General features: G+C 39.7%; 19 protein-coding genes and 4 tRNA genes. 10 read left to right on the top strand and 13 right to left on the bottom strand.

What is annotated here, in order from left to right:
• Positions 1-508 precede the first annotated feature (508 nt).
• The 5 genes from J8L73_RS15550 to J8L73_RS15535 all read left to right on the top strand — a co-directional run bounded on the left by J8L73_RS15550 (position 509) and on the right by J8L73_RS15535 (position 9142).
• The gene (locus J8L73_RS15550) at positions 509-3562 is read left to right on the top strand and encodes a TonB-dependent receptor (protein ID WP_211001736.1); all 3054 of its coding nucleotides are present in this window, start codon (positions 509-511) and stop codon (positions 3560-3562) included.
• A gap of 635 nt (positions 3563-4197) precedes the next feature.
• Positions 4198-7158, top strand: coding sequence for a TonB-dependent receptor (locus J8L73_RS15545; protein ID WP_211018410.1), 2961 nt, complete (start codon positions 4198-4200; stop codon positions 7156-7158).
• A gap of 852 nt (positions 7159-8010) precedes the next feature.
• Positions 8011-8268: an RNA polymerase sigma factor gene (locus J8L73_RS19415; protein ID WP_247659679.1), complete on the top strand. Its 258-nt coding sequence runs from the start codon at positions 8011-8013 to the stop codon at positions 8266-8268.
• Positions 8269-8313: 45 nt separating this feature from the next.
• Entirely contained in the window at positions 8314-8481 is a 168-nt protein-coding gene (locus tag J8L73_RS19410) for a sigma factor-like helix-turn-helix DNA-binding protein (RefSeq protein WP_348771989.1), read from the top strand.
• Position 8482: 1 nt separating this feature from the next.
• On the top strand, positions 8483-9142 hold the full coding sequence (locus tag J8L73_RS15535) for a hypothetical protein (RefSeq protein WP_211018408.1): 660 nt from the start codon (positions 8483-8485) through the stop codon (positions 9140-9142).
• Between the two features lie 48 nt (positions 9143-9190).
• Here the strand turns inward: J8L73_RS15535 and nth are convergent, their stop codons facing one another.
• From nth to J8L73_RS15475, 12 genes are all read right to left on the bottom strand, one after another.
• Positions 9191-9823 carry an endonuclease III gene (gene nth / locus J8L73_RS15530; protein WP_104642345.1) on the bottom strand — a complete coding sequence of 211 codons (633 nt, stop codon included), beginning with the start codon at positions 9821-9823 and terminating at the stop codon, positions 9191-9193.
• Between the two features lie 47 nt (positions 9824-9870).
• On the bottom strand, positions 9871-10569 hold the full coding sequence (locus J8L73_RS15525; protein WP_211018406.1) for an electron transport complex subunit E: 699 nt from the start codon (positions 10567-10569) through the stop codon (positions 9871-9873).
• Positions 10566-11207 (bottom strand): electron transport complex subunit RsxG, encoded by a 642-nt coding sequence (gene rsxG / locus J8L73_RS15520; protein WP_211018404.1) that lies wholly within the window; start codon positions 11205-11207, stop codon positions 10566-10568. Before rsxG ends, J8L73_RS15525 begins: the two co-directional genes overlap by 4 nt.
• Positions 11204-12262 (bottom strand): electron transport complex subunit RsxD, encoded by a 1059-nt coding sequence (gene rsxD, locus J8L73_RS15515; protein WP_211018402.1) that lies wholly within the window; start codon positions 12260-12262, stop codon positions 11204-11206. The genes rsxG and rsxD overlap by 4 nt, the downstream gene beginning before the upstream one ends.
• A complete protein-coding gene (gene rsxC / locus J8L73_RS15510) occupies positions 12259-14748 on the bottom strand; it encodes an electron transport complex subunit RsxC (RefSeq protein WP_211018400.1) in 2490 nt (829 codons plus the stop codon). The genes rsxD and rsxC overlap by 4 nt, the downstream gene beginning before the upstream one ends.
• A gap of 8 nt (positions 14749-14756) precedes the next feature.
• The gene (gene rsxB, locus J8L73_RS15505; RefSeq protein ID WP_211001638.1) at positions 14757-15311 is read right to left on the bottom strand and encodes an electron transport complex subunit RsxB; all 555 of its coding nucleotides are present in this window, start codon (positions 15309-15311) and stop codon (positions 14757-14759) included.
• Between the two features lies 1 nt (position 15312).
• Positions 15313-15894, bottom strand: coding sequence for an electron transport complex subunit RsxA (rsxA, locus tag J8L73_RS15500; RefSeq protein WP_008134172.1), 582 nt, complete (start codon positions 15892-15894; stop codon positions 15313-15315).
• Between the two features lie 206 nt (positions 15895-16100).
• Complete coding sequence (locus J8L73_RS15495) at positions 16101-18044, bottom strand: GGDEF domain-containing protein (protein ID WP_211018398.1); 1944 nt, start codon at positions 18042-18044, stop codon at positions 16101-16103.
• 149 nt (positions 18045-18193) lie between these two features.
• Positions 18194-18270: transfer RNA gene (locus J8L73_RS15490), tRNA-Asn, on the bottom strand.
• Positions 18271-18296: 26 nt separating this feature from the next.
• Positions 18297-18373 (bottom strand) — tRNA-Asn (locus J8L73_RS15485).
• Positions 18374-18394: 21 nt separating this feature from the next.
• Positions 18395-18471, bottom strand: a tRNA-Asn gene (locus J8L73_RS15480).
• Positions 18472-18492: 21 nt separating this feature from the next.
• Positions 18493-18569, bottom strand: a tRNA-Asn gene (locus tag J8L73_RS15475).
• Between the two features lie 1064 nt (positions 18570-19633).
• Between J8L73_RS15475 and J8L73_RS15470 the strand changes: the two genes are divergently transcribed.
• From J8L73_RS15470 to J8L73_RS15450, 5 genes are all read left to right on the top strand, one after another.
• On the top strand, positions 19634-21013 hold the full coding sequence (locus J8L73_RS15470) for an MATE family efflux transporter (RefSeq protein WP_211018396.1): 1380 nt from the start codon (positions 19634-19636) through the stop codon (positions 21011-21013).
• A complete protein-coding gene (gene uvrB, locus J8L73_RS15465) occupies positions 21010-23004 on the top strand; it encodes an excinuclease ABC subunit UvrB (RefSeq protein ID WP_211018394.1) in 1995 nt (664 codons plus the stop codon). Before J8L73_RS15470 ends, uvrB begins: the two co-directional genes overlap by 4 nt.
• A 2-nt stretch (positions 23005-23006) precedes the next feature.
• Positions 23007-23945 carry a class I SAM-dependent methyltransferase gene (locus tag J8L73_RS15460; protein ID WP_211018392.1) on the top strand — a complete coding sequence of 313 codons (939 nt, stop codon included), beginning with the start codon at positions 23007-23009 and terminating at the stop codon, positions 23943-23945.
• Positions 23946-24626: a tRNA (adenine(22)-N(1))-methyltransferase TrmK gene (locus J8L73_RS15455; protein ID WP_211018391.1), complete on the top strand. Its 681-nt coding sequence runs from the start codon at positions 23946-23948 to the stop codon at positions 24624-24626.
• A gap of 101 nt (positions 24627-24727) precedes the next feature.
• A complete protein-coding gene (locus J8L73_RS15450) occupies positions 24728-25744 on the top strand; it encodes a hypothetical protein (protein WP_211018389.1) in 1017 nt (338 codons plus the stop codon).
• Here J8L73_RS15450 and J8L73_RS15445 read toward each other — a convergent pair.
• Positions 25741-25983: a hypothetical protein gene (locus tag J8L73_RS15445; RefSeq protein ID WP_211001645.1), complete on the bottom strand. Its 243-nt coding sequence runs from the start codon at positions 25981-25983 to the stop codon at positions 25741-25743. The two genes, J8L73_RS15450 and J8L73_RS15445, sit on opposite strands and share 4 nt — an antisense overlap.
• Between the last annotated feature and the right edge of the window lie 116 nt (positions 25984-26099).

Below are 26099 nucleotides of genomic sequence, written 5' to 3'. Positions count from 1 at the left end.
TCAGGTGATAACAGCAATGATTGGGGAGCAATTAGAAACCTTAATGGTAATGGTACATTTGAAACCGACGGCGCAATTGGCCAAAACCCAGTAGTCAGTAATAAAAAGGTACTTGAGTATGTTACTTTTGAAAGTACATTAATTAAAGTTGCTACTGCAGGTGCATTAGCAGTTGCAGGCGCCACACAACTAACTTACATGAACCGCTCTCAGCTAGGCGCTAGTTCTACTTAGGCAGCAGAAAAAATAAAACGCCTTTATAAACAAAAAAAACCATGTTGGAACTTTTTGTTTTTAAATAATTACAAGTTATGCATTAAACCTACATGACATGTCGGTAATGCAGGTTATCTTTAATTGGTATACCTTATGGTAATATTTAAAGCTTAAATTGGTTGATCATGGATAGGTGTTTAAGTATATTAAGGCCAGAAGACACATTATATATACAAAAGCTTAACAGGCTAACACACTTAAATCACACAACAACAACCAGCGGAGAATTCAAATGTCGTTGAAGTCAATAAAGAATAATAATTCTATAACAGGGCAGTTTGCATTAAGACCTGTTGCCAAATGGGTAAGAACAGCGGTCATAGCAGGTATGGCAACTTCTTGTGCATTTTCGGCAAGCGCACAACAAGAACAGGGAAAAACGACAGAAGTTGAAGAAGACGTAGAAATTATAAGTGTTACAGGTACCCGTAGAACAATACAGGATCAAATTGCTATAAAGCGAGAAGCGACAACAGTCGTTGATGGTTTATCATCAGAAGATATTGGTGACTTACCTGCACTCTCTATTGGTGAAGCACTAGAATCAATCACTGGTGCTGCATCGCACCGTGAAAACGGTGGAGCAACAGAGATCACTATCCGTGGTCTTGGTCCGTTTTTAAGTGCAACGCACATTAACGGTCGTGAAGCTACAAATGGTAGTGGTGACCGTTCAGTTAATTTTTCACAATTCCCATCAGAGCTTGTTAAAAAAGTAGCAATTTATAAAACGCAAGATGCATCAATGATTGAAGGTGGTGTTGCAGGTGTTATTGCGCTTGAAACTGTAACGCCATTGGATTACGGCAAACAACGTGTATCGGGTGAAGTTAAGTTAAACTATAACCCTGATGAAGGTAATGTTGATAATTCACTACAAAGTGATATGGGTTACCGTGGTACATTTAGTTATGTTGATCAATATGAGTTTGATAATGGCCAAGCAGTTGGTGTGTCTTTTGGTGTACAGCGCCAAGAGGTTAGCTCACCTGAAGCAGAGTATAGAAGCTCAAGCCCTTCAGGTTCATCGCTTTGGGCATGTTTAAACGATCCTAATAATACTAATGAAGGTTTTTATCGTAGCAGCGCAGGTGATTGTGAAGATCAGGTAGCTGGTGAAAAATTAAAGAACCAAGGCTATGACGCTAATATAGATCCTGAAACAGGCAAAGCCTTTAGTGATGGTACTCCGTATGCTTGGACTGGCAGTAGTCGAAGCTTTCGTCAAAACGAGACATCAGATGAACGTGACGCAATGTTTTTTGCACTGCAATACCAACCTTCAGCTGATTGGGATATTAACTTTGATACGCAAATATCTGACCGTACTCAACAAGAAGCACGTCATGACCTAATCTTTTTACAAAAACGTGCAACGCCAGGTGTAACGGGCCCGACTCTTGTTACAAATGATGTAGGCGGTATTCTACATTGGGAAGGTGAAGAACGTATTGAATCATCCGGTGAGCAATTTTCACGTGAAGAGAATTATCAAGGGTATGGTTTAAATATTGAGCACAATGTAACAGACCGACTGACAGTGAGTGTTGATTTAGCATACTCAAAAACAGATCGTGAAGAGTTACAAATATCAAACCGTGGCAGAACCTCTGATCGTAACTATTTTACATGGGATATGGGCGATGAAATTCCTCATTTCACATTAACTGATTTTGATGTAACAGATATTTCTAACTTTACTGATAGTTTAAGAACACGTTTAGATCGCGAGAATGTTCGCGAAAATGTTATTAAATCAGCGCGCTTAGATTTTGATTATGAATTAGATAGTGGCATGTTCACTAAAATTGAAGGTGGTATCAGAACATCTGAGCTTTCTTTCATACAATTTGGTGGTACTGGAAACGGTGGTAATGGCTCAAGAGTTGAGTACACAATAGGCGATGATACTGCACTTGAAATTCTTCAAGGTTGTCAAATTGACTTCCCTGAATCAGGCTTTTTATCAAGCGTGTCTGATGGCGATATCGTAACTAATGTTGATAGTGACGGTAACGTAATTGCTAGCGGTACAGGTTCATCATGGGCGACGTACGATAATGTGTGTTTCTCTCAAGCAGTAGCTGCAACAGATTCTGATTACAACGGTGAGTTTGGCTACCCAGACGTAGATTACCAAAATACAGGTACTGTTGATGTAACAGAAAAAACAACCTCTGCCTATTTAATGGCTAGCTACGATACAGAAATGTTTGGTAAGTTTATTCGTGGTAACTTTGGTCTTCGTATAGTTGATACTGAGGTAACCTCAGTTGGCTTCAGAGCAGATTACTCTGTCGGTACCGATGCAGACACCGGATTTCTTGAACTAGTATCAGATCCAACAACACTTGATAAAGTAGAAAGTGGCTCAAGCTATACAAAATACCTACCTAGCTTTAACCTAGTTGTTGATTACAGCGAAGATATACTACTGCGTGCAGGTATCTACCGTGGTATGTCTCGTGCAGACCCTTCAGATTTGAGCTATAACCGTGAATTTTCAACAAGTAGTAATGAAGATGGTGCAGCTACGTCACTTTCTGATTTATTAATTGGTGTTAATGGTTCGGGTAACCCATCAACGCAACCTTTAATGTCGTGGAACTATGATGCGGCAGTTGAATGGTATCCTAATGAAGACTCTATTGTAGCGTTTAGCCTTTACTATAAGCAGTTTCAAGGTGGTTTTGAGAAACAGACTGTTCTAGAAGAATTTACAATAGACGGGGAAACGGTATCTCTGCCGATTACTAACTCTGTTACATCAGACGATGAAAGCGAAATAGTAGGTCTAGAAGCATCGTTCTCATACCGTTGGGACAATGGTCTCGGTGTGAAGTTTGGTTATAACTTCGCAGATACTGACTTTGAGTTTGAAGATAGCTTATACGGTGATACTTTTACTACAGATCTTGATGGTAATACAACACAGTTAAAAGAAGGTATCGTTGAGCCAGGTTCAGTTCCTGGTTTCTCTAAGCATGTATTTAGTAGCCAACTTTACTACCAAATTGGCGACTTCGATACTGCGGTTATTTATAAATATCGTAGTGAGTACTTCCAACCTTACACAAGCAACGGCACTCGCTTACGTTATGTAGACGGTGTAGGTGTATGGGAAATGCGCGCATCTTATAAAGTTAATGAACACTTCAGAATTAAAGCCGAAGCAATTAACTTATTTAGTGCACCTAAATCACAAGATTTCTTTGTGGAAGGTAACTTAGGTGAAGTAAATGATTACGGCCCACGTCTGTTCTTAGGTATGAGCTTTAAGCTTTAGTAAAAACAAAAGTACAATATAAAAAAGGCGGTTTACCGCCTTTTTTAATGCCCATAGTTAAACAACATCAACACTCCCTCTTAATTAAAACCACCTCCCTAAACATACTATTGAAATTTCGATCAGTAACTTATCCATGCTGCTAATGTAAAAAACTGATTTCATATGCCTAAATTTAAATATTAACTATTTAATTGCATAAACACTTCTATGACCAAAGTCTAGATTATACAGAGCGAATAATATGTTAGAGGATATGCTTGGTTAACCAATTTGGTGCAACAAACATTTCTATATAAAGATTTTTATAGTTAATTTTCATTTAATTTTTAACAAAAAATCTTGCCAAATTGCGTATTTTTAATGGTGTTTTATAAATTATCACCATTTTTAAATACATTTAAAAACATATATTTAGATTGTTTTTTAATCTTTATTTGAAACTATCTAATTTATGAACTTTACTTTTGGTAAGTTAGGTAGAGTTGTATTTGAATAAATCTAGCTTACCACTTACTTGACCTTTTAGTTGAATGGTGTAAATATTGAGTTAATGATTTGTAATAAATAAAGGTTTTACCAAAGATAAGCGTAGCGAGTTAAACATAGCATTTCACACACACAGGAAAAAAACTATGAGTCACAAGTTATCTAAAATTACTCTGGCGGTTATATCTGCCACTGCACTGAATTTTTCTTTGTCAACACAGGCACAAGAAGCTCAACCGCAAGCGAAAGACGATTTAGAAGTTATTGAGGTTTCGGGCATTCGCCAATCATTAACTAACGCCCTAGCTGAGAAGCGATCGGCAAATAGTCTAGTAGAGATTATTCAATCGGAAGATATTGGTAAACTACCTGACCAAAACTTAGCAGAAGTGCTAGAAAACGTAACGGGTATTCAAATTACTCGCCAAGCCGGTGTGGGTACCGGCGTACAAATTCGTGGTACAGATGCAAACCGTACTGAAATAAACGGGGTATCTACCGTGGGCTCTGGCTCAGGTCGTAGTGGTATTAGCTTTGAAGATGTTTCTGCATCAATTATATCAAGTTTGGAAGTTATAAAGTCTCCAGAGGCTAAAACCATTGAAGGTTCTGTTGGTGGAACAATCAACCTTAAAACTATTCGTCCTCTTCATTTAGGAGAGCAATTAGCCACAATCAGAGTACAAGGAGAAAGCAGTAGCCTTAGTACAGATAGTGGTTTACAACCTCGTTTTTCGGGTACGTTTGCTGATAACTGGGAGACAGATGACTACGGTAAATTTGGTATACTTGTAAGTGGCAGCTACGCAGAGCAAGATGTAACAGCATTTCGTCCTCGTGCAGACAGAGATAACATTATTACCTCAGACAGTGGCGTAGCCAGTGCACAGTCATTTGATTTTTTACCAATCCAGTTCTTTGTACAAGATTACGATAACTATGAATACGAAACTAAGAACTTTGTAGGTACCATTGAGTGGGCACCAAATGACAATACAAAGTTTTACTTTGACGCAGTGGTAAATGATCAAGAGCGACGCCAAGAAAGTTCGCGTGTACAAGCATCTGGTGTAAGTGCACTTAATGATATTTCTATCCCTGATTCGTTTGAAACTGTGAACTTTGGTTCACTTGGTGGTACAAACTTAGGCTCTATTCAAGCAGCGCTTAGTGGTGTGATCCCAGTAAATTTAGAAAACGATGATGACGATCCAAATCTTCGTTTTTCAAGCGATACAAATTCTCGTGTTACTGACAGTAATATATTTAGATTAGGCGGTGAGTGGCAAGGCGATAAATGGTTTGTAAGCGCTGAAATTGCATCATCATCTTCAGATACAACAACCCCAAGCTTTAATACAACGCTTAACTTTATCAATCCAAATGTACCTTTAGATGCTGGTGGCGGTAATGATAACAGTGTGCCATTTGAGTATGATTTATCGGGCGGTGCGTTAGCCTTTGGTATTGCACAAGGGGCAGAATACGCACCTACGGTTGAGCAATTACTAGACCCTGCAAACGTCGTGCTTCGCGATGTAAATATTGGCCAAGATACAGTTGAAAACTCTGAAGATGCATTTCGTATCGACTCAACTTATTACACCGATTCAATTATAACCTCTGTTGATTTTGGTTACCGTTACAGCAAATCACAAAGTAAGCAAAACGAAATTACATCAAGTATTGGTTTAAGAACAATGGCTGATAGTCCATCGGGAGATTTGTTTGCTGACTTATTAGTAGCTGGCCCAGATAACTTTAATGAAGCAGATGGTCGTTCGTTATACATTGGTGATTTTTTACTTATTGACCCAGAGCTTGTAGCATCAGACCCTGATGCGGTACTTGCTACACTGCAAGCTGCAATGACAGCGCATGGCTCAAGTAAAACATTAAACGCGCCAACATCAAGCTCTGCAGGCTTTTTTGATATAGAAGAAACGACGCATGCGTTGTATGCGCAAGCTAATTTTGAATACGAAATGATTCGCGGTAACTTTGGCGTGCGTTACATCCAAACTGACGTAGAGTCTACAGGTAATTCTGTAACCGTAGATGGCAGTGGTAATGAGCTTGTGACGCGCATTACTAATGAATCAGATTATGACTTTATTTTACCACGATTAAACCTTGTAGCCGACGTATCAGAAGACGTACTTGTTCGCTTTGGTGTTGGTAAAGATATTCGTCGCCCTGATTACAATGACCTATCTACATCTGTTACCTATAGCACTAGTCCAAATGACGAAGTTGAATTTGGTAACCCTGCCTTAAAGCCAGAAGAAGTGCTTTCTTATGACTTATCAGCTGAATGGTACTTTGCTGAAGCAAGTGTATTTAGTGTAGGTATATTCCACAAAACGCGTAAAGAATTACATGTTAATCAGTTAACATCACCAGTAGAAGACCCAGTAACAGGCTTTCGTGATTTAACGGATCCGTGTGAAGGTGGTGGTATATTTAACCCAATTGCAGATATTAACGTATTTGGCCCTGAAAATGGTCGCGGTGTGTGTGTAGGTACAGAAACCAAAGTAAACGATAGTGGCGAAACAACCCAAAAAGGGATTGAGTTTGCCTTCCAATACGACCTTTCAAGCTTTGAAAAAGATATTGGTTGGGCGTCTGGCTTTGGTGTTTTAGCTAACTATACAATTCAAGAGTTCTCTGGCGGCGAAACTGAAAACTCAGCAACGTCTAGAGCAAGTAGTGTATTTGCAGCAACAACTGGCACGCCAGGTATTGATGTAAGCGAGATACAAGGCTTACTTAACTTATCAGAAAATGCTTATAACTTTACTTTGTACTACGAGAAATTTGGGTTATCAGCACGTATGCGCTACACATGGCGTGAAGGCTACCGCTCAAATGACTTTGGTAGTACGTCTAGCTTCCCGTGGGGCTTCCCAGTGGTACAAGAAGATCGTGGACAGCTTAATGCAAGCATTAGTTACGATGTAAACGAGCAACTAAATATTGGTTTAGAGGCGGTAAATATTACTGAATCTGAAATTAGCCAGTCTTGTGTAAACGAAAGCGCACTATTGTGTTTCCAAGGTCTAACAGACCGTCGTATAACACTAGGTGCTAGCTACCGTTTTTAAAAAATAAAATATTGAGAGTGCGTTGCCTGTACGGGCAGTAAAAGCAAGCCGCATGGCTTGCTTTTTTTTGTATTAAAGCTAAGCGAGCTAATGTAATGTGGTTGTTCTTTATAAGTAGGCGCTGATGTAGCATAAACGCTAAACCTAGACGACGTTAGGCGAAGGGCGAGAGCAGGAGACTTAGCTCTTTATTTTATCAATACTTAGTTAGCAAGTCTTACGTTACGAAGAATAACCCTAACATAGAACAAATTTAGTCCATAGAGCCCATCACCTTCTAACCACACTTTGAGCTAATTAGGGTTTGGTTAGTAAGTAATCAGTAACATCTTAGCGATATATTTAAAGCGATAGAGCGTAAATTTAGTGATACTTAAAATTGCGCAATTAGTCTCAGGCTAAAGCCTATTTACGTTGGCATTGTATATAGTGTGGGATTCAAATATATCTAAGGCGTATTAAGTAAATATTTAAAACGAGGATAATCTTCTTTATTCATTCATGTATTTTATTACTGGCTAGCACTGCTTTCGCGGCTGGTTATTAGTAATACTCAGCCAATTAAATCTCTTTTCTACTTTGTTCACTTTCTTCAGCCATTATTTTTAAAATAGTTGTGATTATTTTAGCTTTACTTCGAATAACTAAATAAGACGAGATTGTGCGTATTATTGTGAAGCCACAATAACGATACTCGAATGTGTACATACGATGGAAGTAAACCACAATGTAAAAAGCCGTATATAGTTTTTGATGCTATAGATATTAAAAATAATAAGTTGCTGTGAGTCACTTAAATGATGGGTTTTTGAATAAATGACGACTAATAAAAAGACGCTATTTGCTAAGACAATGGAGCAGCATAAGGGCATTGTTTATAAAATTGTCAATTCATACTGTCACAATCAAGATGATCGGCAAGACCTAGCGCAAGAAATACTCACCACCATGTGGCTCGCTTATGACAACTACAACAAAGACTATAAATTTTCTACTTGGATGTACCGAATCGCACTTAATGTGGCAATTTCCTATTACCGCAAAGACAGTAAACGAGAAGATAAAGCCAATGCAAATGAGCATTGCATTGTGCATATAGCGGACCTTTAAGCACAAGACGATAAAAGCGAAGACGTTAAGTAATTATATGAATTTATAGGAAAGCTCGATAAGTTAAATAAAGCCATTATGTTGCTGTATTTGGAAGAAGAGCCTCACGAAAGCATAGCGAAGAGTTTAGGCATAAGTAAAACCAATGTCGCTACGCGAATAGGCCGAATTAAAGAAACACTAAAAAATCAATTTGAAAAACAGGGGGCTTAGTATGAATTTAGATAATTTTAAAAACACATGGCAGCAGCAAAATAGTTTTAACGAATCTGCTATTACAATAAACCAATCAATGCTGAGTGAGACAAAAGTGAATAAACAAATGAAAGAACTCAGCAATATGAAATGGGCACGTATTATTGAAAGCGCAGCTTTCTTTTTTATTATTGTTTTATTGGGGCAGTACATTGCAAAAAACGTTAGTGTTTCAGCGCCTGTAATATCTGCATTAATACTGGGTGTGTTTGCCATTGTTGGCCTTGCGGGTAATATTGGCCAAATAGTGCATATTTCTATCATTGATTATGCAAAACCAATTAGCCAGCTACAAAAAAACATTTACCGTCTTTGCTCACATAAATTGCAACTAACTAAGTTGTTATTAATGTCAGCCCCTTTATGTATGGCTTATGTGTTTATTGGGTTTGACGTGTTATTTGAAATTGACTTATTTGCACACCTAGAGCAACACATGGTTTGGTTTTACAGCGTGTCATCACTACTACTTTTAATTGCCGCAGGCTGCGTATCAGCTAAACTAAACTACACAAATATTAAAGCGCCTTGGGTTAAGCGCACCATTGCATTTATTGTCGGTGAGCGTTTAGTGAATATAGCGCAATTTATCAATAGTATAGAATCAACAGACAGCTAAATAATTAGCTGTCTTACTTTTAAATACTCAAAATATTGTTATTTAAGGTTAGTCCGTTTTTTCTTTAAACTCACACAAATCTTCAATAATACAGCTGCCGCATTTAGGCTTACGGGCAACGCAGGTATAGCGTCCGTGTAGTATTAACCAATGGTGTACGTCTACTTTAAACTCTTTAGGGACAACCTTTTCAAGTTTTTGCTCAACAGCGACTACATCTTTACCCATGGCGAGTTTAGTACGATTAGATACACGGAATATATGTGTATCCACAGCTATTACAGGCCAACCAAAGGCTGTGTTTAGTACGACATTTGCGGTCTTTCGGCCAACACCGGGTAGGGCTTCAAGGGCTTCACGGTTTTCGGGAACGATACCGTTGTGTTGATCAACCAGTATTTGGCACATTTTATACACGTTTGCGGCTTTTGAATTAAATAGCCCAATAGTTTTAATATAATCGCGCAATGTATCATGGCCAATATCTAAAATGGCTTGTGGCGTATTAGCAACCGGAAATAACTTACGCGTGGCTTTATTAACGCCTACATCGGTGGCTTGTGCAGAGAGTGTGACCGCTACAAGTAACTCAAACGGGCTTGAGTATTCAAGCTCGGTTTCTGGGTGTGGATTATCATCGCGTAGGCGAGAAAGTATTTGGTGACGTTTTTCTTTATTCATGCAACTTAAAACGCATTAGCTTTTAAATAAGTTAATGCGTTTTCCCCTTAAGTTAAGCTAGTAACACGTGCGCGTGGACCTTTTTTAGCCTCAGGCGGCGTTACTTGTTTTGATTTTATTTGTGCGTCAATTACATTTTTTGCCGCAATAAGTAGGCCAAGCCCTAAAAAGGCACCTGGCGGTAAAATGGCGAGTAAAAACTGGTTATCAAAACTAAATACTTCTATGCGCAGGCTTTGTGCCCATGGACCTAATAGTAAATCGGCACCGTCGAATAATGTGCCTTGGCCTATTAGTTCGCGCATTGTACCTAACACTACCAGTACGGCCATAAAACCTAAGCCCATCATTAGGCCGTCGAATGCTGATAAATGAACTGGGTTTTTAGATGCGTATGCTTCGGCGCGGCCTATAATGGCGCAGTTTGTCACTATAAGCGGAATAAATATTCCAAGTGATTGATACAAACCAAAGGTGTAAGCGTTCATAAGTAACTGAACTATGGTTACAAAGCCTGCAATAATCATTACAAATACAGGGATACGAATATCTTTAGGTACCCAGTTACGTACAACCGATACAGTAATATTTGAGCCTACAAGTACTAATAAAGTAGCCAGGCCTAAGCCAAGTGCATTGGTTACTGTTGAGGTAACGGCAAGTAACGGGCATAACCCTAAAAGCTGAACAAGGGCTGGGTTATTTACCCAGACCCCTTCTTTGTATAGTGTTTTTAATTCGCTCATTTTTTTACCTCTACACATTCGGCATTTGGCGCTGCAAAAATATCGTCAAAATTGCGTTGTGCGAATAAAACTGCGTTTTTAACAGAGCCTACAACTGCACGCGGTGTGATTGTAGCGCCTGTGAATTGATCAAACTGGCCGCCATCTTTTTTAACTGCCCAGCGTGCGTCATTTTCGCCATCAACGGTTAAATCATTAAAGGTTGTAATCCACAGCGATTTTTTTACTTCTACTTTATCACCAAGGCCGGGTGTCTCTTCGTGTTTAGTTGTACGTACACCAGCTATAGATCCATCACTTAAAACGGCTGTAAGTAAGTTAATATCACCACTGTAACCATTTGGCGTAACGTGGCGAATAACGACGGCAACGGGTTTATTATTTTTACGAGCACGGTAAATAACTTGATTAGCGTATGGACCAAGCGTTTCATCAGTAAATATAACGCAATCTGTAGATAATTCGTTGTCGTACGATTTTGGGTCGAGTACTTCTTGTAGTTGCGCTGTAAGTTGTAGCTGCTCTTGCTCTGCAATTTTATCTGCGGTGAGTGCGTTTATTGAGGCAACCAAACCCGTTGTTACCAGTGCAAAAGCCGTTAAAATAGCGCCATTTTTAGCCATTGATGAAATAATCATTTTACTGCTCCGTGGCCATAGGTACGTGGTTGCGTGTAGTAATCAATAAGCGGTACAGCAATATTAATTAATAATACGCTAAATGCGATTGCATCAGGAAAGCCACCAAAAGTACGAATTAAATACACTAATAAGCCAATGAGAGCGCCATAAATTAAGCGACCTTTATTTGTGGTTGCAGCAGAGACAGGGTCAGTGGCAATAAAAAATGCCCCCATCATGGTTGCGCCACTTAATAAGTGGAATAGTGTACCAGGCTCGGTACCAGGCGCCGCAATGTAACCTATTGCACTACATATCGCTAAACTTACAATAAAACTAACAGGGATATGCCAGTTAATTATTTTGGTTTTTAAAAGGTATAAACCACCCGCTAAAAACCCTAAATTAACCCACATCCAACCAAGGCCTGCCCATTCATTAAATAGTGGCTTTTGCATACTCTCGGTAACGGTTAAACCGTGTGCTATATCTGTTTTAACAGTATCAAGAGGTGTGGCCATTGTTAGGCCATCAACCCCAGCACGCATTTGATCTAGGCTAAAACCTGAGGCCGTAAAGTCGGTAAATATGAGCCTTAATTGATCAACAAATCCAATCGGCGTATTTATTAAATCACTGACAGGTAGCCAAGCTGTCATTTGCACCGGAAACGATACTAAAAGCAGAACATATGCGGCCATTGCAGGGTTAAATAAATTAAAACCAAGCCCGCCATAAAGCTGTTTAACAATTACAATGGCAAATAAACAACCAATAATAATTACCCACCAAGGCGCTAGCGGCGGAATACTCAGTGCTAATAGCACACCAGTAAGCCAAGCACTACCATCACTCAATGCAGGCCAAACAGGGCGTTTACGCATTAACATTATGGCAGCTTCAAATGCGCTTACAGCAACAAGTGCAAGCACTAACTGAATAAGTACACCAGTACCAAAAAAGAAAACTTGAGCAATGAGCCCAGGAATACACGCAGCAATAACGGTCAGCATTAATCGTGTTAGCGATTTATGGCTATGATTATGCGGCGAACTGGCCATGGTTAATTTCATGACTGATCATTTCCTTCTTTTTGTAACTTTTTGGCTTTGGCGCGAGCAATAGCTGCGGCCACTGCGGCTTTTTTCTTTTGGGCGGCGGTTTGTTCTGGGCTAGTTTCACTTGGCGTATCAGGCTCTGCTGTCGTCACTTGTTCAGTACCTTCATTGCTTTGTGTTTGCTGGGCCTCTTTTGCCGCTTTTTTAGCTTTTGCACGGGCAATGGCAGCAGCTACAGCCGCTTTTTTGTTATCTGTTACAGAGTCAGTTTGTGATTCTTCAGGTTTAACATTATCGACCTGCGACTCGTCAATACTTGGCTCAATCGATTGTTCAGTCTGCTGTGCCTCTTTTGCCGCTTTTTTAGCTTTAGCACGTGCAATCGCAGCAGCTACAGCCGCTTTTTTGTTATCTGCTGGAAAGTCTGTTTGTGACTCTTCAGATTTAACATTATCGGTTGATTTTTCGTTGATACTTGGATCATTCGGTTGATCAGTCTGCTCGGCAGCTTTAGCTGCTTTTTTAGCTTTGGCGCGGGCAATTGCGGCGGCTACGGCCGCTTTTTTATCATCAACAGGCGCTGCTGTATCGGCATCATCACTATTAACTAGCTCATCATGTGCCTGCGCTGCTTTTTTAGCTTTGGCACGAGCAATAGCGGCGGCCACGGCCGCTTTTTTATCATCAACAGGCGCTGCTGTATTGGCATCATCTGTATTAGTTTGATCACCTTGTGCTTGCGCTGCTTTTTTAGCTTTGGCGCGGGCAATTGCAGCAGCTACAGCTGATTTTTTATCATCAACTGGTGCAGTATCACCTGAGTCATCTGTTTGTGACTTTTGCTCTTTATATTTGCGCGCTTGCTCTTTTCGAAGTGCGCGCTCTTTTGCTACTTCAGTATTATCAGGCTCTAACTCTTCGCCTTGTTGTTTTTTAGCTTTAGCGCGAGCAATAGCGGCAGCAACCGCTGATTTTTCGCCACCGTTATCTGATTTGTTTTTAACACGAGCTAGTGCATCTGCTACTTTTTGTTTTTCATCGTCAGATTTAGCGGCCGGTTTACGTTTATGGCGGTTTTGACGCTCTTCTTGCTCACGCTCTAAGCGCTCCTTACGGGCATCAAAACGCTCTTTTGCTCTATCTGCTTTAATTTTTTCGGCTTGCTGTTCTTTAATTTCAACCTTGGCCACGCGATAGTATTGTACAAGAGGGATTTCACTTGGGCACACGTAGGCACACGCACCACATTCTATACAATCAAATAAGTTATGTTCTTGTAGCTTATCGTACTCTTTTGACTTGGCAAACCATTGCAATTGCTGCGGTAATAGCGAAGCAGGGCAGGCATCTGCGCAGGCACTACAACGTATACAGGCTTTTTCGGGGCCTGGTTCTGCCAGCTCTTTATGATCAGGGGCTAAAATACAGTTAGTGGTTTTAACTACACCAATACGTACAGTGGGCAAGGTAAAGCCCATCATAGGGCCGCCCATTACAACGCGTTGTTGTGGCACTGGAGAAAACCCCTGGCAATCAAGTAAATGCTTTATTTCAGTGCCTAGTAATGCCCACACATTCCCGGGCTTATGAATAGTATTGCCTGTTACGGTAATTACTCGTTCAATAAGTGGTTTACCTTCGTATACAGCTTGCTGCACCGCAAATAAAGTACCCGTGTTATGCACTAAAATACCAATGTCGGCTGGAATACCACTGCTTGGCACTTCTCGATTGGTGAGTAGTTTTATTAATTGTTTTTCACCACCTGAGGGGTAAACCGTAGGCACTGTTTGTATAACAATATTAGCATTATGCTCTGCTGCTTGTGTCATAGCGGCAATGGCTTCGGGTTTGTTGTCTTCAATACCTACAATACAAAGCGTTGGGTTTAATATTTGCTGCATTAGCTCTATGCCTTGCACAACTTGCTTGGCATGCTCACGCATTAATACGTCATCGGCGGTTATATACGGCTCGCACTCAACAGCATTTACTATTAAAAACTCGATAGGTTGCTTAATATCGGCTTTTACATAAGTAGGAAAACCCGCACCACCCATGCCGCTAATGCCTGCTTGATGAATTATATCTACTAATTCATCGTGGCTAAGCTTAGCAGGGTTAATCGCTGGATTAAGATTGCACCACTCATCGTTGCCATCAGGCTCAATAATAATGCTCAGCTCAGGAAGCGCTGAAGGGTGTGCAGATGGCATAGGTGCAATGTCGGTAATGGTTCCAGAAGTTGGAGCATGTACGGGCACCGACCAATTAGCCGCAGGTGCTGTAAGCGGTTGACCTTTTAATACGTGTTGGCCTTTCTCAGCGATTAATTTACCGTTCGCGCCAATATGTTGCTTAAGCGGAACTACCAGTTTGTCTGGCAGGGGCAAGCGAGCAATTTGGGCACTATTTGAAAGTGTTTTTTGCTGTGGTGGATGCACGCCGCCAGGAAATGCCCAAACGGTGCCTTTTTTAATTTGTTCAAGTAACTTTTCCACTCAAACCTCTAATCTATTTGCGTAACAGGAATAGCATCTAACTGCCATTTCCAGTTTTGTTTTGTTTCGGCAACCGGCAGCATATCAATACAATCTACAGGGCAGGGCTCTACACATAAATCACAACCAGTACATTCATCAATAAGTACCGTGTGCATTTGGCGAGTAGCACCTACAATGGCATCTACAGGGCATGCTTGAATACATTTAGTACAGCCAATACATTCATCTTCTCTAATGTAGGCTACTGTTTTAATTGGGTCGGCTTGTTCTCCGCCGGCAAGCGGTTTAGCTTCAACGCCCATTAAATCAGCCAATTTTTTTACCGTTGCTTCGCCACCAGGAGGGCATTTATTTATTTCATCGCCATTAGCAATGGCTTCTGCGTAGGGCTTACAGCCTGGGTAGCCACATTGACCACATTGAGTTTGCGGTAAAATAGTATCTATTTGCTCAACAATAGGGTTGCCTTCAACACGAAAACGAACGGCAGCAAAACCTAAAATGAGTCCAAAAATCAGCGCTAGCGAGCCAAGCGCTATTAAGGCATAAAACAAGGTCATATTAAAACTTCACTAATCCAGTAAAACCCATAAACGCCATCGACATTAAGCCTGCGGTTATCATAGCAATAGAGGCACCTTTAAAAGGTGTAGGAACATCAGCAGCAGCAAGGCGTTCGCGCAGCGCTGCAAATAATACGAGTACTAATGAAAAGCCAACCGCAGCGCCAAAACCATATACTGCTGATTGTAAAAATGAGTGATCTTCTTTGATATTTAATAAAGCAACACCTAGCACTGCACAGTTTGTAGTGATAAGCGGTAAAAATATACCCAGTAATCGGTACAGTGTAGGGCTGGTTTTGCGCACCACCATTTCGGTAAATTGCACAACGACCGCAATTACCAAAATAAAGCTCATGGTACGTAAAAATTCGATATCTAGCGGGATTAAAATATATTGATTGACCAAATAGCTTGTTACTGAGGCAAGTGTAAGCACAAACGTAGTTGCCAAAGACATACCTATCGCTGTATCAAGCTTACCTGATACGCCCATAAACGGACATAAGCCTAAAAATTGTACTAATACAAAGTTATTAACTAGAACGGTTCCAATCAATAACAAGACATATTCTGTCATGTGTGCCTCGCGCTATTAAAGTCCCGCGTATTATCCTTTTTTCTGCCCCGATAAACAACATATGCGAGTCGTTATCAGTTAAATAAACACCGGAAAATAACGCTTCGATCACAAAGCTGTAAAATTTATGTGATTTTGAGGTTAGAATAAAATCTTAAAAACAAAAAAAAGAGCAACATGTGCTCTTTTTTGTTTTAAAGACGGGATTAGATATCTTTAGGTTTTTCTATGTAATAACCCTGAGCACCGTCTAAGCATAAGGTTTCTATTATGTGTTTTTCTTCTTGGCTTTCAACGCCTTCAGCAAAAACACTTACCCCAATACGATGAGCTAAATCGACCATTAAGCGCATGAAGTATTGATTATTTTTATCATCTTCTAAGCCGCGCGTATAACTGGCATCCATTTTAATAAAGTCAGGTTTTAAATCGCGGAAAAATTTAAACGATGTTAAACCAACACCAAAACGTTCAACTGTTACACGTGCACCCACACGATGCACCATATCAATAAAGCGCTTACTGGCTTTTATGTTTTGCTGCAGGCCAAATTCACTTACTTCAAACACTAATTTAGAGGCTATGTGTGTATCTTTTAATAAGCGGCGCTCTAGCCATATAACAAATTGGTCGTTATGCGCACTTGTGGCCGTAACGTTTAAACCGAAAAACTTTTCAGATAAGTTGCGGCTTTTTACTTTCTCAAGTGATGAGTCAATAATAAGGCGGTCAATATCTATGGCCATATCAAGCTTTTCAGCCATAGCTAAAAAAGAGGCCGTTGGTAGCACTTGGTTATCTTCGGTTTTAAAGCGTACTTGCACTTCGGCATACGCTTTAATACTTTTACCAAGTGGCATTATGTTTTGCATTACTAAATGCACGCGCTTAGATTCAATGACTTCGTTAATAACCTTGCGCCAGTTTTGATTACCAAATCCTGCACTTACGTTATTTACTAAATCGCTTTCTCGTTGTACATGCCATGCGTTAACTTGTTTTGATTGCGCCATACTCATCGCGTTATCAACAACAGACAGCAATTCCCCTAACGGTTTACCTTTTTCGTATCCCACAATCCCCGTATTTGCTACTGAACTTAGTTCTTGGTTTTGTTGGTACTGTGTAAAGCGCGACTGTAAGTTTTCACCAAAGCGCTCAGCTTCTTTTAAAGGCGTGTGGGGTAGTACAACAGCAAAGTCAGAGCTGTTTAATCTAAATATTTGGCTGCCAGTGTAGGTACCACTTATGTGTTTAATTATATCAGCAACACCTTTTACGTATTCATCACCTTTTTGGTAGCCACGACTTTGGTTTATTGCTTGTAATTCACTACAGCGGATCATGGCTAGAGAACCAAAGGTACTTTGCTCGCTGTTTTCTATGTTTTTCTCGTAGTACTCAACAAACATATTTCTATTACCTAGGGCGGTAATTATATCTTTGTATGCTTCATGTTTAATAGTCATTGCAGCGCTTTGCATGTCTTCGCTTTTGGTTTTTAAAAAGTGCGATAAGCGATTAAAGCTAGGGACTAAGTCTTTGCCTAATTTTTTAAGTCTTGAGCTATCAAGTGCAGTATCTAGATTTTCGTCTACCTGATCTTGATTTATGTATATATCAATAATGTCTGAAACAGTGGTACTAATACTTTTATTTAACTGATAAAAAATCGATTGCATTAAAATAATTGGAATAATTACTAAAATTGCAGAAATGGCAATCACAATAAATAAGGAAATTTGTAGTTGCTTAGCTAAGTGTTGAATATTAAGTGTAAACTCAACTTTTATATCGGCTGCATCGTTTACCGCAAACTGGGGGCGAACAGAGTTAAAGCTAGATTGAACAAACCCAGCAAACATAGGTAAGTGAGTAGGGGAGTTTATGCTAAATATCTCAGCACCTTGGTAGTCTCTTAATGTAAAGCTTGAAAAGGTATTACCATCTGCGATTGATTGTTTTAGATTTTGGGCAGAGGTATTGTCTAGAGTAAGGCCATTAATATACTTAGTTACAGTAGTTTGTGCAGCCTTTTGAGCATCACTTACTGCATTGTCAAAACTTACAGATATGAGGTAGCTTCCTGCTGCAACACACAATAGCCATGAGATTATTTGTATAAAAATAAGTTTTTTAAATCCAGCCATGTTTTCAGTCTTTTAATAATTCAAAAGGGAAGGAATCAAGTCCTTGATTAATAAACTAAGTTACAGCGCATCAAAAACTCAATTAATGCTTTAGTTATAACCAGAAGAGTAGAGGAATTAAGCTTAGATGTCTATGAAATTATTAGAATTGGCTCCCCCTCCCCGACTCGAACGGGGGACCTGCGGATTAACAGTCCGTCGCTCTAACCAACTGAGCTAAGGGGGAACTAAAATAGTGATATTATGATGATTTGGCTCCCCCTCCCCGACTCGAACGGGGGACCTGCGGATTAACAGTCCGTCGCTCTAACCAACTGAGCTAAGGGGGAACTACATCATATACATAAACTTGGCTCCCCCTCCCCGACTCGAACGGGGGACCTGCGGATTAACAGTCCGTCGCTCTAACCAACTGAGCTAAGGGGGAATCGTTTATGGTTGAAAAACTTGGCTCCCCCTCCCCGACTCGAACGGGGGACCTGCGGATTAACAGTCCGTCGCTCTAACCAACTGAGCTAAGGGGGAAGCGTCTTGCCTTTCAACGGGGCGAAATATTAATGATGGAGCTGCAAAGTGTCAACATATAAAAGTCATAAATTTAAAAAAGAGGTTTTTTCGTTGTTTTTATGTTCGATCTGCGTGTTTTATAGCTCTATTAAAGTGATTTTTAAAAAAAATTAATAAGATCATCACGCATTTTATCGAAGCTTTAGGTTTTTAATTTATTAGATTGGTTAAATTAAACACGTTATTAAAGTGGCTCGTTATTAAAAAGGTGCCCAAAAACATAAAAAGCCATTTTTGTAATGAGGTATTTTTTTCTGTTATTTGCATCCGTAGTTTTATTTTTTACAAATATACCTATAACCATGCGCTTTAAAATATTTTTACTACTAAGTGATAGAGTGGTTAGATTATTTTTAATAGAGCAATTAATGTACCCGTTCAAAAATAGCACAATCAATAACTTGGCTTAATTATGACCGTATTCTGACTTAGTCGAGTATAAATCTATCAAGAGTAAAAAATAGTAAAAGGTTGTTTTTAGCTGAGACTATAAAAATGCTACAAAATAGGGTAACTACAAACTACGTGAGGTAATTAAAAACCGTAGCCCCCTCTAAGCCTTTATAAATGCGGGGTTGAATGAGTTATCCACGGTTTCTGTGGATAACTCTGTTTATGAAACTTTAAGAACATCAGCGGCACCAATGTTTTAGGGCACTACAACGATTTCAAGCTTTTAAATCATTATTTTTTATTAATTAAAAAACAAATACTTATGTTTTAGTAAGTTAATGTTGCAACTTACGCGATGAGATATTTAGTAATAATATAGTAACCTGATGGTTTGTGTAAAAAACCACCAGATACTGCGTAGGGTTTGTAATAAAAGTTGCAAAAATGTGTGTTAATTGTTTTTTAGTGCCTTAAGGCTCTATTTTCACAAGAAGATGTAAAAATGCGCCTTTACTATTTTTTAGAATGTTTAGTTTTTACATTAAGATAATTGTATTGATAAATCCGTGGCTTGAAGTGCCTTGATGCTTTAAAATGTTCAGCTCAGTAAAAAGAGGCTTATTTATTCCATGCGTGCTATTTCAAAAACTCCGACTCGCCCAGATTTACTAAACGACCCTATATTGCCTACATTAAAAACAATGACCATCCCGATGATATTCGGCATGATCACGTTAATGATGTTTAATATTGTAGATACTTTTTTTATAAGTTTATTAGGCACAGAGCCATTGGCTGCCGTAAGTTTTACCTTTCCTGTTACCTTTACAGTAATAAGTTTAGCGATAGGCTTAGGCATTGGTACGTCGGCTGTAATAGCAAAAGCCCTGGGTAGTAATAAAATAGATGAAGCACGTTTTGATGCCAGTGTGTCTTTAATGGTAGGTGTGGTGCTGGTTATTGTGCTCTCGTTTATTGGTTTTACTTTAATTGACCCAATATTTACCTTACTTGGTGCTGGCTCGCAGGTACTGCCGCTTATTCATGAGTACATGAATATTTGGTTTATAGGTAGTGTATTTTTAATTACCCCAATGATTGGTAACTCAGTGTTACGTGCCAGTGGCGATACAAAAACACCGAGTATTGTAATGGGTGGAGCAGGGCTTATAAATGCGGTACTTGACCCCATCCTTATATTTGGTTTTGGGCCTATTCCGGCACTGGGTATTGAAGGTGCGGCCATTGCAAGTGTGGTTGCATGGTCGGTTGCTGTGGTTATTATTTTATACATTTTAGCCATTAAAAAACGCTTGCTTAGCTTAAAAGCAGGCAACCAAACGGTTATTGGTGCTATTCGTAAAATTTTGAAAATAGGCTTACCGGCAGCGGGCGCCAATATGCTAACACCCGTTGCAATGGCAGTGATGACCGCTATGGTTGCGCATCACGGACCAGAAGCCGTAGCTGCATTTGGAGTAGGGAGCAGAATAGAATCTATCGCGAGTATATTGGTGCTTGCGCTATCTATGACATTACCGCCTTTTGTAAGTCAAAACTTTGGAGCAGGCAAATTGTGCCGCGTTAAAGAAGCCTACACAGGCACATTAAAATTTGTGATGCTATGGCAGTTTGCAATTTACGTATTACTAATTGTATTTTCAGGCGTTATAAGTCAGTTATTCGGTAAAGAACAAGCCGTTATAGATGTAATTAAACTATTTATTTATACAATCCCGCTAAGTTATGGCTTACAAGGGGTGATCATATTATCTAATTCATCGTTTAATGCATTACACAAACCAATGAATGCGTTGGTACTAAGTGTCATTCGTTTATTTATATTTTATGTACCATTTGCTTATATAGGCAATGAAATAGCTGGTTTAATTGGGTTATTTATTGGCGCTGCGTTAGGTAATTTATTTACAGCAATGGTCGCGTATAAATGGTTTATGAAAGAACTAGAAACGCTGAGCGGCAAATCGTTACAGGAGTGCAACAATTGAGCGATCATTTTCAACTAGTATCACAGTTTAAGCCCGCAGGTGATCAACCTACGGCTATCAAACAACTTGAAGAAGGTTTAGAAGCAGGGCTTGCGCATCAAACACTATTAGGCGCTACAGGTACTGGTAAAACGTTTACTATGGCCAATATTATTAGCGACTTAAATCGCCCAACAATAATAATGGCACATAACAAAACACTAGCTGCGCAGCTGTACGGAGAAATGAAAGAGTTTTTTCCTAATAATGCGGTTGAGTACTTTGTATCGTATTACGATTATTACCAGCCAGAGGCGTATGTTGTTTCTAGTGATACGTTTATAGAAAAAGATGCATCAATCAATGAGCACATAGAGCAAATGCGTTTAAGTGCTACTAAAGCACTGCTTGAACGACGCGATACTATTATTGTTGCCTCGGTTTCGGCTATTTATGGCTTGGGCGACCCGCAGTCATACATGAAAATGATGCTGCTTTTAAAAGTGGGCGAAAAAGTAGACCAACGCGACATGCTCCGCCGCCTTGCAGAGATTCAGTATACTCGTAATGATATAGATTTTAGCCGTGGTACGTATCGCGTGCGCGGTGAAGTCGTTGATATATTCCCCGCTGAATCAGATACATTTGCTGTACGCGTAGAAATGTTTGATGACGAAATAGAACGCCTAAGTATTTTTGACCCCCTTACAGGTGCAATTGAAAAACACATAGTACGCGCCACTATTTACCCAAAAACACACTACGTGACCCCGCGGGATAAAATTCTTGGTGCCATAGAAAAAATAAAAGAAGAGCTAAAAGAGCGTCGTTCGCAGTTACTTAGTGTAAATAAATTAGTAGAAGAGCAGCGCGTAGCGCAGCGCACTCAATACGATATAGAAATGATGACCGAGCTTGGTTATTGCTCAGGTATAGAAAACTACAGCCGCTACTTATCAGGGCGCACACCGGGCGATCCGCCGCCAACACTACTTGATTACCTACCTGATGATGCATTAATGATTATTGATGAATCACACGTTACCGTATCGCAAATTGGCGCCATGTATAAAGGCGATAGAAGCCGTAAAGAAAACCTCGTTGAATATGGCTTTAGAATGCCATCGGCTATGGATAACCGCCCACTAAGGTTTGAAGAATTTGAAGCCATAGCGCCGCAAACTATTTATGTATCGGCAACGCCTGGCGACTTTGAACTTGAGCGCAGCGCAGGCGAAGTAGCAGAGCAAGTTATTCGTCCAACTGGATTGCTAGACCCATTAATAGAAGTACGCCCTGTAGGCGATCAGGTTGATGATTTACTTTCAGAAATATACAAAAGTGTAGAAAAAGGCGAGCGCGTACTGGTAACAACATTAACCAAACGTATGTCTGAGGATTTAACCGACTACTTAAGCGAGCATAACGTAAAAGTACGTTACCTTCATTCAGACATAGACACCGTTGAGCGCGTAGAAATAATACGCGACTTACGAGCAGGTGTGTTTGATGTGTTAGTAGGCATTAACTTATTACGAGAAGGCCTAGATATGCCTGAAGTAGCCTTAGTTGCCATACTTGATGCCGACAAAGAAGGCTTTTTACGTTCAACGCGCTCACTTATTCAAACCATTGGCCGTGCTGCACGTCACTTAGATGGCCGTGCTATTTTATATGGCGATAAAGTGACTAAATCAATGGCCAAAGCCATTGAAGAAACAGAGCGTAGACGCGAAATACAGCACGCTTACAATATTGAGCACGGAATTGAGCCTCAAGCACTTATTAAAAAAATCACCGACATTATGGATGTTGGTGAAGAAGCAGAGCCTAAAGACAACCTTAAACTTATTCGTAAAGAGTCTAAAAAGGTACTTAGCGCGAAAGAAATTGCCGTACAGATTAAGCAGCTTGAAACCAAAATGCATGCGTACGCAAGCGATTTAGAATTTGAAAAAGCGGGCTCTGTTCGCGATGAAATACACGAACTACAACAACAGTTGATTAATTAAAAATGACAGCAAACTTTACTCCCCTTATCACAGCGCTTGAAGATGCGCCTATTGTAAACAACGAACTGTGTCGTGTTTTTCACGGGCGAGGGCACAGCGTAGAAGCGCTAAGCCATATTAATTTAGACTTTTACCCGCCTAGTTTATTTTTAGTATCGTACGACGAAATTGATGAACAAACGTTAAACGAGCTCACTAGCACGCTGTGGGATTGGGCACAGCAGCATCAACCTGAATTTATTACATCGCTTGTATATCAACAGCGTGCTGGTGTGCAAAGCCAAAATACGGTGGTTTATGGGCAATTGCCTAATCAACACGTTGTAACTGAAAACGGCATTAAGTTTTTAGTAGATTTACAAAGCCGTCAAAATACCGGGATATTTCCTGACATGCGCAGCGGCCGGGAGTTTGTTGCTGCTAATAGTAAGCATGCAAAAGTACTTAATTTGTTTTCGTATACATGTGGGTTTTCGCTTGCGGCTATGCAAGGCGGGGCAGATCATGTGATGAACATGGATATGAGTAAAGGTGTACTTAAAGTCGGTAAGCAAAACCATCAGTTAAATGGTTTTGAGCGCGGCGTTAGTTTTTTACCTCATGATATTTTAAAATCTTTTGGTAAATTAAAAAAAGCAGCCCCGTTTGATTTAATTATTGTTGATCCGCCAAGCTTTCAAAAAGGCAGCTTTATTCTCACCAAAGATTATCAAAAAGTGTTGCGCAGATTGCCTGAGCTACTTAGCGATACAACTCAACTTTTATTATGCGCTAACAGCCCAGAGCTTAGTGAAGAAGACTTTAAAGTATTAATAAATGAGCACACTCAAGGCGCATTAGAGTTTGTAGAGCGCCTTGCCCCCACAGCACGCTTTATTGAAGTTGATAGCAACAAAAGCTTAAAAGCACTGATATACAAATCGTCACAATCAGCTGATTAAATGAAGCTCAGCAAACGCCTAACAGCGATTGATACACTAATTTCGCAGCATCACGATATTATTTGGGATTGTTGCTGCGATCATGGTTATTTAGGGATGGCGTTATTAAAACGTGCAGCGGCAAAACAAGTCATATTTGTTGATATAGTCGCCACTGTAATGGACGATTTAAGTGCGCAATTATCATCTATTAATAAATTACAAAAAACCTGTGATAAAAAACCGCAGTGGCAGGTCTTATGTCAGGATGTAGGCAAAATTGAAATTGCCAAAAATAAAAGCCAAGTAGTTGTAATAGCAGGTGTTGGCGGTGAGTTGTTATTACGTTTAATGCAACAAATTATTGCTAATAATGCGTTAAATAATCTTGAGCATGTGCGCTTTATTTTATGCCCTGTGCATCACACTTATAAGTTGCGAGTGGGTTTAAAAGCACTTGGATTTGGCCTTATAAGTGAGCAAATAGTTTACGATAATAAGCGCTTTTACGAGGTTGTTGAAGTTAGCGTTAATAGCCATAACGAAATTAGCAATACAGGGCAAAGCATGTGGCAACTTAATCATGCACAGCACAAAGCGTATAAACAGCAGCTAATAAATCATTATAATAAAATGCTTAATAAAGATGCGGTTTATTATCAAAAAGTTATAACAGACTATCAAGGGCTCAGTGATAGTTAAAAAAGCCTTAAAGTGGGGCGTATATGTGATCTAATTACGACATTGACGACGTAATATGTTCATAGTTTATATCGCAATGCGCGAGTTTATTTGGTTTATTTATGTCAGATAAAAAGAGTCACATGAATCACTTACTCAGTGATGAGCAAAAATGGCAACACAGTTACGAGCAACCTATTTCATATGCTCCTTTAGTGCAATTAGCTAATAGTAATTGGGTAGTGCCCCAGCATTTTTTACGCTACAAGCATACGCTTAAAAGCGTTAACGAAGTACTCGAAAGCATTGATTTTTCGGCTCACTTTAGAGTGCTTGCTGCACAAAAAGATGAACAGATTTATTTACAAGTAGCAGTGCTAAGCCCTGACAATTACAAAACAAGTAGCTACCCAGGCGATAGTAAATCTAAAAAACTATTATTTGGTAGGCGCTGGCTTGTTGAAGAAAATTTACCTACTTCTGAGCTTATTCAAACCGCTTTTTTAGCGCTTAAAATAGCGCGTGAGCACGAAGTAAGAGAGCTTTTTCAGTTAACGCAATACGATGCAACGAGTACACCATTTAATAATCATCACGACTTACCTGTTATGGCGCAAAATCCAGAGTTAGTTAAAGGAAGCTGTTCAAACACATCAATTAATGAGTTACTAAATCGTATTGTGTTTGCAGGTACAAACGTTACATTACAAGGTCATCAGCAAATAACAGGGCAACACTTATACACCGTTGAACTGTTATGTAACGACTGCCAATTAAGCGAATTTAATAATAAAACGATTTCGTTTTTAACGCCTGACTCGTCAACTAATAGCTTTTTACATGGGTTTATTGCAGCCCTTGTTGCGACAAGCAATGAATACGTAAACGAGCAATTTAAGTACAAAGGATTCGCACGATTTAGCAAACATGTAAATGTTGAGCAAATAGGGGAGCTTAGTATTGCTATGCGCTCGCCAAAGACTGTTGCACTGTGTTCGATGGGTAAGCAACATGCTAATCAGTTAAACTTTGAAATAGATAGCTCTCGTGCGCCACAGGGCTGCGGGCAAGCTATAGATGGCTTTTTAGCTGCTCACGGAATAAAGCAGCCAGAAAACGCCCATTTATATAGTTTTTAAAGGCGGTTAATCTCTTCTTTAGTGGTGTAGCTTGAGTCTGTCACTATGGCCTCAAGCGTTTGCACACGCTCTTTTAAAGCAACCACTTGTGCGCTTACTTCGGCAAGCTGTTTGTTTGCGTCTTGATTGTTATTTTGCATTTTATGCTTAAATTCTAAATGTTTTTTATACATATCGTAAATAACCCCAGAGCCAACCGAAATAAGCACAATAAGTACTATCATTGTAGTGCCTGACATAACCACTTCCTTTTATATTCATCGCTTTATTTGTGTCAAAGTATAATCGCATTTTAGAGTGGTTAAACCTGACAATTGTAACTTTATTTGTCTGAGCGTATCACTACATGTTCATC

Source organism: Pseudoalteromonas sp. MMG006 (assembly GCF_018101025.1).
Taxonomy (GTDB): Bacteria; Pseudomonadota; Gammaproteobacteria; order Enterobacterales; family Alteromonadaceae; genus Pseudoalteromonas.
This window is presented reverse-complemented; position numbering and strand designations above follow the sequence as displayed.